11 protein-coding genes are annotated in these 13,239 nt (G+C 63.7%); 7 read left to right on the top strand and 4 right to left on the bottom strand.

Going from position 1 to position 13,239, the window contains the following annotated elements; genetic code table 11:
* Positions 1-308 precede the first annotated feature (308 nt).
* The 4 genes from FHS79_RS00875 to FHS79_RS00860 all read left to right on the top strand — a co-directional run bounded on the left by FHS79_RS00875 (position 309) and on the right by FHS79_RS00860 (position 6,600).
* Positions 309-4,385 carry an Eco57I restriction-modification methylase domain-containing protein gene (locus tag FHS79_RS00875; RefSeq protein ID WP_207792163.1) on the top strand — a complete coding sequence of 1,359 codons (4,077 nt, stop codon included), beginning with the start codon at positions 309-311 and terminating at the stop codon, positions 4,383-4,385.
* Between the two features lie 75 nt (positions 4,386-4,460).
* The gene (locus FHS79_RS00870) at positions 4,461-4,853 is read left to right on the top strand and encodes a response regulator (RefSeq protein WP_184193902.1); all 393 of its coding nucleotides are present in this window, start codon (positions 4,461-4,463) and stop codon (positions 4,851-4,853) included.
* Positions 4,854-5,066: 213 nt separating this feature from the next.
* Positions 5,067-6,167, top strand: coding sequence for a sensor histidine kinase (locus FHS79_RS00865; protein ID WP_207792162.1), 1,101 nt, complete (start codon positions 5,067-5,069; stop codon positions 6,165-6,167).
* The gene (locus tag FHS79_RS00860) at positions 6,121-6,600 is read left to right on the top strand and encodes a response regulator (RefSeq protein ID WP_184193899.1); all 480 of its coding nucleotides are present in this window, start codon (positions 6,121-6,123) and stop codon (positions 6,598-6,600) included. The genes FHS79_RS00865 and FHS79_RS00860 overlap by 47 nt, the downstream gene beginning before the upstream one ends.
* Positions 6,601-6,660: 60 nt before the next feature.
* Here FHS79_RS00860 and FHS79_RS00855 read toward each other — a convergent pair whose 3' ends face one another.
* The 3 genes from FHS79_RS00855 to FHS79_RS00845 form a co-directional block, all read right to left on the bottom strand.
* A complete protein-coding gene (locus tag FHS79_RS00855) occupies positions 6,661-6,927 on the bottom strand; it encodes a DUF2171 domain-containing protein (protein WP_184193897.1) in 267 nt (88 codons plus the stop codon).
* 101 nt (positions 6,928-7,028) lie between these two features.
* On the bottom strand, positions 7,029-8,432 hold the full coding sequence (gene fumC / locus FHS79_RS00850) for a class II fumarate hydratase (protein ID WP_184193894.1): 1,404 nt from the start codon (positions 8,430-8,432) through the stop codon (positions 7,029-7,031).
* Positions 8,433-8,467: 35 nt separating this feature from the next.
* On the bottom strand, positions 8,468-9,448 hold the full coding sequence (locus FHS79_RS00845; protein ID WP_184193891.1) for a threonine ammonia-lyase: 981 nt from the start codon (positions 9,446-9,448) through the stop codon (positions 8,468-8,470).
* 180 nt (positions 9,449-9,628) lie between these two features.
* Here FHS79_RS00845 and FHS79_RS00840 point away from each other — a divergent pair, with 180 nt between their 5' ends.
* The 3 genes from FHS79_RS00840 (at position 9,629) to FHS79_RS00830 (ending at position 12,557) form a co-directional block, all read left to right on the top strand.
* Positions 9,629-10,822: a type III PLP-dependent enzyme gene (locus FHS79_RS00840; RefSeq protein WP_184193888.1), complete on the top strand. Its 1,194-nt coding sequence runs from the start codon at positions 9,629-9,631 to the stop codon at positions 10,820-10,822.
* 132 nt (positions 10,823-10,954) lie between these two features.
* A complete protein-coding gene (locus FHS79_RS00835) occupies positions 10,955-12,025 on the top strand; it encodes a 1,9-bis(guanidino)-5-aza-nonane synthase (RefSeq protein ID WP_184193885.1) in 1,071 nt (356 codons plus the stop codon).
* A 94-nt stretch (positions 12,026-12,119) separates the two neighbouring features.
* Positions 12,120-12,557 carry an MAPEG family protein gene (locus FHS79_RS00830; RefSeq protein ID WP_184193882.1) on the top strand — a complete coding sequence of 146 codons (438 nt, stop codon included), beginning with the start codon at positions 12,120-12,122 and terminating at the stop codon, positions 12,555-12,557.
* Here the strand turns inward: FHS79_RS00830 and FHS79_RS00825 are convergent.
* Positions 12,554-13,222 carry an OmpH/Skp family outer membrane protein gene (locus tag FHS79_RS00825; RefSeq protein WP_184193879.1) on the bottom strand — a complete coding sequence of 223 codons (669 nt, stop codon included), beginning with the start codon at positions 13,220-13,222 and terminating at the stop codon, positions 12,554-12,556. The two genes, FHS79_RS00830 and FHS79_RS00825, sit on opposite strands and share 4 nt — an antisense overlap.
* Between the last annotated feature and the right edge of the window lie 17 nt (positions 13,223-13,239).

Here is a 13,239-nt window from a genome sequence, read left to right as displayed (position 1 = left end):
CCCAACGCCAAAAAACAATGTGCAGACAACCACTTAGGAACGAAGTTCCGGCAGCGAGGAATCTCGCTTTATCTTGCCGTCATCTTCCTGTCCCTGATCCTGAGCTGAAATCCATTCAAGCCGCCGATTGCCCTACTACGCCACACTACGAGGATGCGCCATTTTGAGTCGCCGATTCGCGCGCTGCCGATGACGAAACCTTCGATCATCAGGGTGCAAAGCTGGTGCGAAACCTCTGCACCCATCACACTTGGCTTTGCCAGAATGGGTCCGTCTCGCTACTGTTAAGAACATACAGGGGGCGCTATTTGTCTGATTCTGGGTTGTTCATTTCCGGTGCGCTGTTCACCACCGATTATCTCGCCGATGCGATCAAGGCTACCGCCGCCTATCGCGCCGTCGATGTGGCTGAACTGCGCACGCGACTTGACCAAATCGCCGTCGCCTTTCCGCAGAACCATCGCACGAACGAAAGCCAAACCGAGGACGATTTCATCTGGCCGGTGCTGGCGTCTCTCGGATGGACGGAATCGCTTCGCCAACAAAACCTGACTGTCACCGGACGCGATGACGTGCCCGATGGCCTGCTGTTCGCTGACGCTGCGGCGAAGGCCTCGGCCAATGCTCAAGGTGACCAATGGCGGCGCTATGCTCACGGTCTCGCGGTCGTCGAAAGCAAACGCTGGGCACGTCCGCTGGATCGCGCTTCGGGCCGCGATGAAACCACCGCGCCGTCCACTCAGATGCTGCGTTATCTGCGCCGTATCGACGATACGACGGGCGGCGCGCTGCGCTGGGGCATCCTCACCAACGGCACGCGCTGGCGGCTCTATTGGGCAGGCGCACGGTCGATCTCCGAGGAGTTTCTGGAAATTGATTTGGGCCGGGTTCTGGCCTTGGAAGGCGGCGGCGATCTGACCGCCGACGACGTAACGCGCGATCACTGGCTGCGCGTTTTTGCCGTCATGTTCGGGCGCGAAGCGTTCTTGCGCGACGGTGCGGACCAACGCTCGTTCCATGATCGTGCGCGTGCCGAAGCCGCATTCTATGAGGAACGGGTCGCCGCCAGCCTGTCAAAGCTGGTGTTTGAATCCGTGTTCCCGAGCCTTGCCACTGCCATCGCCAGCGCCGCCCCGGATGCGCCGTTGTCCGACGTTCGGAACGCCGCGCTGGTGCTGCTCTACCGCCTGCTATTCCTGCTCTATGCCGAAGACCGCGACCTCCTGCCGGTTAGCGATCCGCGTTATGACGACTATGCGCTGCGCCCGCTTCGGCTCGATGTCGGCAGGCGCGTGACCAGCGGCGACGCGTTCTCCACGTCCGCCGCCCGCATTTGGTCGCACGTTTCCGATCTGTCGCGAATGATCGACAAAGGCGACAGTTCGGTCGGCATACCGCCCTATAATGGCGGCTTGTTCGCTACGGGTGGGACGCCTTTGCTGAACAGCACCCGCGTGCCCGACAGCGTCATGGCTCCTGCCCTCGATGCCCTGTCATACGAGCGGTCATCGGGTGAACGGCGCTACATCAACTACCGCGATCTCTCCGTCCAGCAGCTCGGATCGATCTACGAACGGCTGCTCGAATTCGAGATTGTGCGCGACGACGCGGGCGCGCTCACGGTGCGTCCAAACCTCTTTGCCCGCAAGAACAGCGGCAGCTATTACACGCCCGACGAGTTGGTCGGGCTGATCCTCGACGAGACGCTCGAACCGCTGATCACGGAACGCCTCGATGCCTTCAGCACCGCACTTGGTAAGCTCAATCCCAAAGATGCCGAAGATTATCGGCGGCGCGAGCTGCGCGATGCCGATCCCGCCAACGCGATCTTGGCGCTGCGAGTCTGCGACCCGGCTATGGGGTCGGGGCATTTTCTGGTCAGCCTGGTCGATACGCTCGCCGATCATGTCCTTGATGCGATGGCGGAAGCCGCCGTGCTGGGCTTCGATGTGAACTACACCTCGCCGCTGGCCGACAAAATCGAGGATATCCGCGCCACCATTCTGAAGAACGCCAAGGCGGCGAACTGGTCGATTGACGAGGAACAGCTCGACGACCGGCATATCGTTCGCCGCATGGTGCTGAAACGCTGCGTCTACGGCGTGGACAAGAATCCGATGGCGGTCGAACTCGCCAAGGTCGCGTTGTGGCTCCACACCTTCACCGTTGGCGCGCCGCTGTCGTACATCGATCATCACCTGCACGCTGGAGACAGCCTGTTCGGCCTGTGGGTGCGCGACGCCATCGACAAGGCCACGGCGATGGGCGGCGAGCTTTTCTACCATGAGGCGCTCCGCAATGCGCAGCGGTCGGCGGAAGCGATGAAGACCATCGAGGCGCTCACCGATGTCGAGATCGCGGAGGCGCATCGCTCGGCGGCGATGTATGAAGATGTGGAACTGATGACCGGCGAACTCGATGGGTTTGTCAGCTTCCTCCACGCACTCGACTGGCTCGATTTGAAGGCCAAGGACAAGGCGCTGGCCAGGCTCTGGCTCGATGGCCGTTTCGGCGATCCCATCCCCATCGCGCGTGGCCGGAAAGCGCCGGATGGCGGCATGGCGAAGCCGGAGGAGGTCGAGGCGTTCACCGCCATCTGGCAACGCGCCCGCGCGCTGATTGGTGAAGAACGCTTCCTCAACTGGCAGATTGCCTTTCCCGGCGTGTGGGACAATTGGGCAAGCAAGGGCCGTGAAGGCGGCTTCGATGCCGTCGTCGGCAATCCGCCATGGGACCGGATCAAGCTTCAACAGATCGAATGGTTCGCGGCGCGGCGGCCTGAAATCGCGCTGGCGCAGCGCGCGTCGGACAGGGCGGGGATGATCGCCAAACTGAACACTGATGGCGATCCGCTGTTTGAGGATTACCAGAAGGCCGATGCCCGCGCTGCCGATACCGCGCGGATGGCGCGCGCATCGGGCCATTATCCGCTGCTCAGCCGGGGCGACATCAACCTCTATTCGCTGTTTGTCGAACGCGCACACGCGCTGGTGCGGCCGAACGGTATGGTCGGGCTGCTGACGCCGAGCGGCATCGCGTCCGACCTATCGGCCAGCGCCTTTTTCCGTGAGGTGGCGGTGGGCGGGCATCTGAAGGCGCTCTACGACTTCGAGAACCGCCGTACCCGGCACGGGCTTGAGCCGTTCTTTCCCGACGTCGACAGCCGCTTCAAGTTCTGCGCGATGGTAGCAAGCCCCGACCGCAGCTTTGCGGCGGCATCGTGCGGCTTCTTCTTGCAAGCGGTCGGCGAGCGCACCGACCCCGACCGCGCTTTTGCGATCGGCGCGGCGGATTTTGCCAGCGTCAATCCGAATACCGGCACCGCCCCGATCTTCCGCTCACGCCGCGACATGGCGCTCACCACCGCCATCTATGCCCGGCTGCCGGTGCTGGTCGATCGGTCGGGCGGCGCGCCCGTTGCTGCCTGGCCGGTGCGCTATGCCACGATGTTCCACATGACCAACGACAGCCACCTGTTCCGCACGCGCGCCGAACTGGAGGAGCGCGAAGGGGCATGGGGCATCGGCGGCAACCGCCTCCAGTCGGCGGCGGGGGAATGGGTGCCGCTGTATGTCGGTCGGATGATCCATCAATTCGATCACCGTGCAGCGTCGGTCGTGGTGAACGAGGCCAACCTGCATAACCCTGCCTTGAGCGGGGACGTCACGCCAGAGATGAAGGCAGACCCGTTCTTTCTGCCAGCATCGCAATATTGGCTACTTGCTGATCAAGCCGTCCTTGGTTCGGCGATCGGATTTCGGGACATTGCGCGGTCAACCGATGCGAGGACTATGATCGCGGCGATCATACCGCATCGCGCAGCGGGAAATACCGCGCCACTTATTTTGTCGGACACTGCACCGGCGGATCAGGCCCTGCTGCTCGGCAACTTGAACGCCGTGGTACTTGATTACGTCGCACGGCAAAAAGCGCAAAGCACGCACCTCAACTGGTATATCGTCGAACAACTGCCCGTCATCCCGCCCGCCGCCTATGCCCGCGCCTTCGGCCCCAAAGCCGCCGCCGACATCGTGCGCGAGGCAGTGCTGGAACTGACCTACACCGCAAACGACCTCGTCTCCTTCGCGCGCGATATGGGCCATGTCGATGCGACGTGCGACGTGCTGCCCCCGTTCGTCTGGGACGAGGACCGGCGGCTGCGGTTGCGCGCCAAGCTCGATGCGCTCTACTTCATCCTTTACGGCGTTTTCGATCCCGCCGACCCGGCAAAAAGCCGCGACGACATCCGCTACATCTATTCGACCTTCCCGATCGTCGAACGCGAAGAGACCGCGAAGTGGGGCAGCTATCGCAGCCGCGACCTGTGCCTCGCCTGGATCAACGCGCTGATGGCCGGGCAACCGGATGCGGAGGTTGAGGGATAACGCGCCATTCGAGCCTTATTCGGCTGGGTGGAACTTTAATCACAAGCTGCGTTGCCTCAAAAAGGAGAGCCCTACTTGGAAAAAGCCGTACTAATTCTGCTCGTTGAAGACGAAGCTATGATCGCACTGGAGGTCCAGGATGCCTTGAACGAGGGTGGCTACGCCGTAAGCATTCTCACGAATGGCACCGACGCAATCGCGGCCCTTAACGATGCAGAACACCACTTTGCTGGCCTGGTAACTGATATCCAGCTTGGTAATGGGCCGGAGGGTTGGGATGTCGCGCAGCGTGCGCGGGAACTGTATCCTGACATTCCGGTCGTCTATATGTCAGGAAACAGAGCTGGTGACCACAACTCGCGAGGGGTCCCTAACAGCGTCATGGTGCAGAAGCCGTTCGCGTCCGCGCAGATCGTCACGGCCATATCGACGCTCATCAACAATGTTTCCTCGCCCTCTACGAGGTAGAGGGCAAACAAATCTTCAGGCTGTAGAATAAGGTGTGGCACCCGACGCAATGTGGTATACGCCTTTCTACGGTTTCAGCGATTGGTTGAAATCAGCGGATTTGCCGCTCCTACCGGCCAAGGCTTTCGCTCCGCGAGTAACCGGTTTTTTGAAGGGCACGCAATGGCTACCCGGCCTCCGAATGATACTGAAGACCCGGCGCTAAGCCTGGCAATGGCGGTGATCATTTCATCGCCAACCCCCCTGCTGCTGCTCGATGGAGAGCTTCGCGTCGCCGGGGCGAGCCTGTCGTTTTGCGAGACATTCGGGGTCGATGTTGCCACGGCCTCGGGCCATCACGTGTTCGAGCTGGGCACCGGAGAATGGGACGTCACCCAACTGCGTGCCCTGTTGACCGCGATCGCCGGTGGCACTGCGCAGATTGTTGCATTCGAAATGGAACTCAAGCGCCCCGATTGCGAGACCCGCTGCCTGATCATCAACGCACGGCGGCTTGTTTATCAGGATCTCGGTCAGCCATGGCTACTGATAGCGGTCGCTGATGTAACCGATGCGCGCGCAAGTGAGCGAGCCAAGAACGAAATAATCGATCAGCTCGGCGTCCTCCTTCGCGAGGTTCGCCATCGCGTCGCCAACAGCCTTCAGATCGTATCAGCCGTGCTGCTCCAAAACGCGCGGCGAACGACTTCACCTGAAACGCGCGACCATCTGACGGATGCCCATCATCGCGTGATGGCGGTCGCCCAGCTTGAACGACAGCTCTCGGAATCCCAAACCGGTGACGATCTCGTCGAACTGCGGGCCTATTTCACAAGTCTCTGCAACAGCATTGCGGCATCGCTGATTGGCGAAGAAAAAGCCGTAACATTGGTCGTGACAGGCGACGGCGTTGTCACATCGAGAGTGTCCGTCAGCCTGGGCCTCATCGTCACCGAACTGATTATCAACGCGCTGAAGCACGCCTTTCCAAACGGTGGCGCGGGAAGGATCGAGATCGGCTACAATTCTCATGGCCCCAATTGGACGCTGTCGGTCAGGGACGATGGAATTGGCTTGCCGAATGATCCGGTCACGTCCCGCACCGGACTCGGTACCGGCATCGTTCAAGCACTGGCGAAACAGCTCCAGGCGACGGTTGAAACGGCGTCCGCCGTCCCAGGCACCGTTGTTCGCGTCGAGCATGTCCGGGTCGCGCTGGTGGGAGAGAACGAGGATCGCAATTCCTCCGCGACACTGTCCGAAGGGCCTCGGTCAGGACCCACGCGCGATGAACCTGGAAGGTCAAATGCCAATGAACGCGTTGCAGGCCGCTGATCGCGGGAAAACGCTCATGATCGTCGAGGATGAAGTCCTTGTCGCAATCGCGCTGCGCGATGAGCTTGAGGCCGCCAGCTATCATGTCCTTGATTTAACGGACCGGCACGAACAGGCGGTCGCCGTAGCACGGGAAAGCACGCCTGACTTGGCGCTGGTGAACATCCAGCTGCGCGGCAGAGATGACGGGATCGAACTGGCGAAGCATCTGAAAGCTCTCTCCATTCCGGTCCTGCTGATTAGCGGGCAGGTCAGCCGGGCACGCTCCGCCCAGACAGTCGCCATAGGCTCGATGCCCAAGCCCTACAGTGCAGTCGAGATGGTCGAGGCCGTCACCTATCTGCTAGCGCGCATTGACGGAGACAAGTCTCCGCCCCGACCATCCGGGCTAGAAGTGTTCGAAGCGGCTTTGGGAGATCATGCATTATCGTAGTGCTACAGCGTATTCGTAGTGATCACCTTCATCGGTCGTGGCCCGCCATGAAAAACCGCTTCAGGGCCGTTTGTCGGCCAGCGGCTCCCCGTCATCCTCTTCCTCGAGCAGCACCGCGGCGGCGCCGGCTGCGGACAGGCGCACCTGGTTGCCTTCGACGGCAGCGACCAGACCGCCCGAGATGAAATGGTGGTGATCGCTGTGCGAGCCGCTGTCGGCCTTGGTCATCTTGATGCGGCCATTTTCGACCTTGTCGACTGTTCCGATGTGGACGCCATCGGCGCCGATGATTTCCATGTGCTCGGTGATCTGGCTGAGGTCGGCCATGACATTCTCCTGTCGGGTTTTGCTGCGTCACATGTTCAACACGCGAGCGACCGGATCGGCTCCGGGTGCCGGGGCGGGGCGCAAAAGAAACCCGCTTTCGGCTATTGCGGCTCGTGGTCCGGCCCCAGCATCCGCGCCGGGTCGACGATGCGGTCATAATCCTCGGCGGTGACCGCACCGCTGGCGATGGCGGCTTCGCGCAGGGTGAGGCCCTGCTCGTGCGCGGTCTTGGCGATCTTTGCGGCGGTGTCGTAGCCGATGGTCGGCGCAAGCGCGGTGACGAGCATCAGCGAATTCTGCACGCCGCGGGCGATATTGTCCCGCCGGGGTTGAAGGCCAGCGAGCAGATGCTCGGTGAAGCTGGTGGCGGCGTCTGCCAGCAGCCCCACGCTCTGCAGGAAGGCATGCGCCATGACCGGGCGATAGACGTTGAGCTCGAACTGGCCCTGGCTGTTGGCGAAGGCGAGCGTGGCGTGGTTGCCCAGCACCCTGGCACAGACCTGGGTGAGCGCCTCGGCCTGGGTGGGGTTGACCTTGCCGGGCATGATCGAGCTGCCGGGCTCGTTTTCGGGCAGCGCCAGCTCGCCGAGCCCGGCGCGGGGGCCCGAGCCGAGCAGGCGGATGTCGCTGGCGATCTTGTAGAGGCTGGTGGCCATGCCCTCGATGGCGCCGTGGAGGAAGAGCAGGGCGTCCTGGCCGGCAAGGGCTGCGAACTTGTTGGGGGCGGTGATGAAATTCAGCCCGGTGCTGGTGGCGATTTCGATGGCGATCGCTTCGGCAAAGCCCTTTGGGGCGTTGAGGCCAGTGCCGACCGCGGTGCCGCCCTGCGCCAGTGCCAGGATGCCGGGGAGCGCCATCTCGATTCGCGCGATCCCGTCCTGCAGATGTGCGGCATAGCCGGAGAACTCCTGGCCGAGCGTGAGCGGTGTGGCGTCCTGGGTGTGGGTGCGGCCGATCTTGATGATGGTGTCCCAGCCTGCGGCCTTGGCGGCGAGATCGGCGTGCATCGCCCGCAGCGCCGGAAGCAATCGGGAGAAGACTTCGCGGGCGGCGGCGATGTGGAGGGCGGTGGGGAAGGTATCGTTGGAGGATTGGCTGAGGTTGACGTGATCATTGGGGTGGACCGGCGCCTTGGTGCCGCGCCGGCCGCCGAGCGCTTCGCTGGCGCGGTTGGCGATGACCTCATTGGCGTTCATGTTGGTCTGGGTGCCCGAGCCGGTCTGCCAGACGACGAGCGGGAATTCGGCGTCGAGCAAACCGTCCGCCACTTCCTGTGCGGCATTGGCGATGGCGGTGGCGAGGCTGGGATCGAGCCCGCCAAGACGGGTGTTGGTGCGCGCCGCGGCGGCCTTGATGATTCCTAGGGCATGGATGATCGGCAGCGGCATCCGCTCGCTGCCGATGCGGAAATTTTCGAGGCTGCGCTGGGTCTGGGCGCCCCAGAGCCGGTCGGCGGGCACGGCGATGGCGCCCATGGAGTCGGTTTCGGTGCGGGTGTCGGTCATGTGTTGTCTCCCGATGGCCCCCGAACTGCGGGCTATCAGCTTTGGGCGAGACAGTCAGCAAACACCTTGGGATCGACGTTGCCGCCCGAGAGCATGACGATGGCGGTCTTGCCGTGAAGATCGACGGTGCCAGCGAGGGCGGCGGCGAGTGCAACGGCGCCGCCGGGCTCGACGACGAGCTTCAATTCGCGGAAGGCGAAGGCGACGGCGCGGGCGGCTTCGGCCTCGGTCACCCAGATTCCGCGCGCGCCGACGGCGGCGAGGGTGGCGAAGGTGAGCTCGCCCATGCGCAATGTTTGCAAAGCGTCGCAGCGGGTGGGGCCGGGGTTGCTGACCGGGATGATATGGCCGGCGGCGAGGCTGAGGCCGACATCGTCATAGCCCTGTGGCTCGACGGCGATGGTGGGCAGGCCCGAGCCGATGGCGAAGCCCGCGGTGAGGCCGCCGCCGCCGCAGCAGACAAGCGCCAGATCGGCGGTGATGCCCATGGCGGCGAGATCTTCGGCCACTTCGAGCCCCGAGGTGCCCTGCCCTGCCGCGACATGGCGATCGTCGAAAGGCGGGATGATGGTGGCGCCGCGTGTCTCAGCCAGCGTGGCGGCGAGTGCCTCGCGGCTTTCGGTCAACCGGTCGTAGAAGATGATTTCGGCGCCATCGGCGCGGGTGCGCTCGACCTTGAGCGACGGGGCGTCGGACGGCATGATGATGGCGGCGCGCAGGCCGAGCAGCCGGGCGGCCGCAGCGACGCCCTGGGCATGGTTGCCCGAGGAATAGGCGACGACGCCACCGTCCCGTTCAGCCTGGCTCAAGCTCGAGAGCCTATTATAGGCGCCACGGAATTTGAACGACCCGGTGCGTTGAAGACATTCCGGCTTGAGGAAGACGCGGCCGCCGGTGGCCGCATCGAGCGCATCGCAGCGCAGCAATGGCGTGCGCACCGCCGTGCCGAGAAGACGTGCTGCCGCTTCCACCACTTCGGTGTGTGTGAGCGGTGTGGAAAGCGGGTGCGGAACCATGGCGCAAGCCTTTGGGGCTCCACCCGAAAACTGCAAGTGGAGAGTGTAATAAAAAACTGCTTTACATGGCCGGTCCATGACCCCATACGCGCCGCTCGCTGCCCCATGGGACTTCCACCGCAAGGCAGCTTTGGTGCCGGCCTTCTCCGGCAACTTTGCTCACCCCGGAGGTCCCTTGAATTGCACAAGCACCATAACTCGTTGGGGGTAGCGACTGCCCTGCGACCCACGCAGCCAGTCACCCTCGTTCGTCCCCACGCCGCGCGTCGCGCTGCCCGATTCTTCGTCGAGAAGTTTCCGGGAACGTCGATGTATGCCGTGAAGGCAAACCCCTCGCCCGATCTGATCCGCACCCTTTGGGACAGCGGCATCACGCACTTCGACGTCGCCTCGATTGCCGAGGTGCGGCTTGTTCGTGGGCTTTTGCCACACGCCACGCTCTGCTTCATGCATCCGATCAAGGGTGAGGAAGCCATTCGCGAAGCCTATGCCGTGCATGGCGTGCGCACGTTCAGCCTCGATTCCCTCGACGAGCTGGCGAAGATCGTGGCCGCCACCGATGGTGCCACCGATCTCACGCTGTGCGTGCGGCTGCGGGTGTCTTCGGCGCATTCCAAGCTCAGCCTTGCCTCCAAGTTCGGCATCGCTGCCGATGAGGCCGGGCCCCTCTTGATGGCGACCCGCCAGGTGGCCGATGCGCTCGGCATCTGCTTCCATGTCGGCAGCCAGGCGATGAGCCCGCAGGCCTATGGCGATGCGCTCGGCCAGGTGCGCGCGGCGATTGTGGCCGCGGGCGTGACCGTGGATATCGTCGATGTCGGTGGCGGTTTTCCGTCGATCTATCCGGGCATGGAGCCGGGCGCGCTCGAGAGCTATTTCGAGGTGATCCACCGTGCCTATGAGGCGCTGCCGATCAGCTATTCGGCCGAGCTCTGGTGCGAGCCAGGCCGGGCGCTTTCGGCGGAATATGCGAGCCTGTTGGTGCGTGTGGAAGCGCGCAAGGGCGATGTGCTCTACATCAACGACGGTGCCTATGGCGCGTTGTTCGATGCGGCGCATGTCGGCTGGCGCTTTCCGGTCGAGCTGGTCCGTGAAGAGACGAGCCATGCCCGGACCATGGAGTTCAGCTTCTGGGGTCCGACCTGCGACGACATGGACTTCATGCGCGGACCGTTCGCGTTGCCCGCCGATGTGCAGGCGGGCGACATGATCGAGATCGGCATGCTCGGCGCCTATGGCTGTGCGATGCGCACCGGCTTCAATGGCTTCACCGCCGGCGACACGGTGATCGCCACCGACGAACCGATGGATTCGGTCTATGGTGTCACGCAAGAGTCTTCCGAGAACGTTATTCCACTTCGCAAGTTGAAGTAGGAACATCGACTTCGGCGGTTGCCGGCGGGGCTTGCCCTGCCGGCGGCCGCCATGCCCGTTCGGCGCCGGACTCCCCCGGCCACGGGCGGCGGGCCTTCCCGCCGGGCCATTTGACCAAAAGGGAGCCTTATCATGGCCAATACCGTCGTCACCGACCCGTCCCAGATCAACGACACCCGCAAGGCCGAGCTGCTTGCGCATGAAGTGAAGCACATCGACATCAAGAGCTTCGATGCGCGGCCGATCATCGACCAGATGGCGCATATGAGCTTCACCTCGCGCGACCTGGCGCGGGCAACGAGCATCTACAACATGATGCTTGCCGACAAGGATTGCTCGATCTTCCTCGTCATCGCCGGCAGCACGTCGGCGGGCGGCTGCATGGACCTTTATGCCGAGCTGCTGCGCAACAACATGATCGACGGGATCGTCGCCACCGGCGCCTCGATCGTCGACATGGATTTCTTCGAAGGCCTTGGCCACAAGCACTATCAGGCCCTCGAGATTCCCGACGATAACGAGCTGCGGTCGCTCTATATCGACCGGATCTACGACACCTATATCGACGAGCAGCAGCTGCAGGACTGCGACCACACCATCTACGAGATCGCCAATACGCTCGAGGCCAAGCCCTATTCGAGCCGCGCCTTCATCCGCGAGATGGGCAAGTATCTGGTCGAGCATGGCAAGAAGGAGAACAGCCTCGTCAAGCTCGCCTATGAGCATGATGTGCCGATCTTCTGCCCGGCGTTCGTGGACAGTTCGGCGGGCTTCGGGCTGGTGAAGCACCAGGTCGACCGTGCCAAGGAGGGCAAGCCGTACATGGTGCTCGATGCCATTGCCGACTTCCGCGAGCTGACCGACATCAAGGTGAAGGCCGGCACCACCGGGCTGCTGATGATCGGCGGCGGCGTGCCGAAGAACTTCATCCAGGATACGGTGGTTTGCGCCGAGATCCTGGGCCATGACGATGTGGCGATGCACAAATATGCCTTGCAGATCACCGTGGCCGATGTGCGCGACGGCGCCTGCTCGTCCTCGACGCTGCAGGAGGCGGCGTCGTGGGGCAAGGTGCAGACGACGCATGAGCAGATGGTGTTTGCCGAGGCCGGATCGGTGATGCCGCTGCTGGCTTCGGACGCCTATCATCGCGGCCATTGGAAGGAGCGTGCCAAGCGCGCCTTCGGGACGATGTTCGGCTGACACGAGGTTCGGCTGCGCCCCCGGGGTTCGGCTGATTGACTCGCCGCTGAAATCAAACGAACCCTCTGCGGCGCAAGCTGCAGGGGGTTTTTTCATGGACAGTCCGATTCTGGGGCCAGTGCTGGCGCTCGCCGGCTGGACGATGCTGGTGTGGGTGTGGATGTATGCCACGCGGCTGCCGGCGATGGCGCGCGCGGGGATTGATGGCACCAGGCTGGTGGGCTCGACGGGGCGGGGGCTGCGTGACCAGCTGGTCGCGAAGGGCGAGGAGCGCGCTTCATGGGTGGCGGACAATTACAACCATCTGCTCGAGCAGCCGACGGTCTTTTACGCCGTCGGCATTGCGCTGGCGCTGCTGGGGGCCGGGGATGGCGTCGCGCTGCTGCTGGCGTGGGGCTATGTTGCGCTGCGGGTCGCGCACAGCCTGGTGCAGATTCTCGTCAACCGGGTGGTCGTGCGCTTTGCGCTGTTTGCGCTGGCGAGCCTGTGCCTTGGTGGAATGACGGTGCTCGGGCTGCTCGCCGCCTTTTAGCGCGGGGCGGCCGGAGCTGGGGCCGGAGCTGGGGCTGGGGCGGCGGCCGGCGCGGCTGCTGTGGGCGGCGGCGGGGTGGTGGAGACGCTCGGCAGGGCGGCGTTGAGCTTGGCAAGCAGGTCAGGCGTCACGTCGAGGCCCGCGGAGTGCTGGAGCACGGCGCTGGCGGGGACGATCATGCTCGCACCCTTTTCCTGCATCAGCTGCGCGATGAGCGGGCGCATGGCGGCGCCGAGCTGCTGGCTGACATAGCTCTGGGCGCGCTGGATATCGGCCTCGGCGCGCTGGATCTCCTCGGTGGCGGCCTTTTGCCGGGCTTCGAAGGCGACGATGCGATCTTCGAGCGGCTTGTCCTTGAGTGTGCCGCCCTGCTGGCCGGCGCGGATGGCGTTGGCCTCGGCCTGCAGCTGGGTGGTGAGGGCATCGGCGCGGGTGCGCAGCGTGGCGACGCGGGCTTCGAGCGCCGTGGCGGCCCCACGGCCGGCGACGCTCTGCGCCACAACGCCATCGACATCGGCGATGAGCATCGACGTGGCGGGCAGTCGCTGGGCGACGGCCGGCGACGCGGCGAGGGTGATGGCAGCGGCAGACAGGAGGAAACGCTTGAGCATCATCGGGCCTTTTGGTTCGATCGTTGCGGCTCCATGGCACAGCAGCACTGCCATGTCGCCCCCCAGATTGT

The organism is Polymorphobacter multimanifer (genome assembly GCF_014205635.1).
GTDB classification, from domain to species: Bacteria; Pseudomonadota; Alphaproteobacteria; order Sphingomonadales; family Sphingomonadaceae; genus Sandarakinorhabdus; species Sandarakinorhabdus multimanifer.
Note: the sequence above shows the minus strand (reverse complement) of the source record. Positions and strands in the feature narration are given on the sequence as shown.

Excerpts from the sequence above, each read along its gene's own strand:
- FHS79_RS00865 (WP_207792162.1), top strand. The coding sequence starts at position 5,067 with ATGGCGGTGATCATTTCATCGCCAACCCCCCTGCTGCTGCTCGATGGA.
- FHS79_RS00860 (WP_184193899.1), top strand. The coding sequence starts at position 6,121 with ATGAACCTGGAAGGTCAAATGCCAATGAACGCGTTGCAGGCCGCTGAT.
- FHS79_RS00855 (WP_184193897.1), bottom strand. The coding sequence starts at position 6,927 with ATGGCCGACCTCAGCCAGATCACCGAGCACATGGAAATCATCGGCGCC.
- fumC (WP_184193894.1), bottom strand. The coding sequence starts at position 8,432 with ATGACCGACACCCGCACCGAAACCGACTCCATGGGCGCCATCGCCGTG.
- FHS79_RS00845 (WP_184193891.1), bottom strand. The coding sequence starts at position 9,448 with ATGGTTCCGCACCCGCTTTCCACACCGCTCACACACACCGAAGTGGTG.
- FHS79_RS00835 (WP_184193885.1), top strand. The coding sequence starts at position 10,955 with ATGGCCAATACCGTCGTCACCGACCCGTCCCAGATCAACGACACCCGC.
- FHS79_RS00830 (WP_184193882.1), top strand. The coding sequence starts at position 12,120 with ATGGACAGTCCGATTCTGGGGCCAGTGCTGGCGCTCGCCGGCTGGACG.
- FHS79_RS00825 (WP_184193879.1), bottom strand. The coding sequence starts at position 13,222 with ATGGCAGTGCTGCTGTGCCATGGAGCCGCAACGATCGAACCAAAAGGC.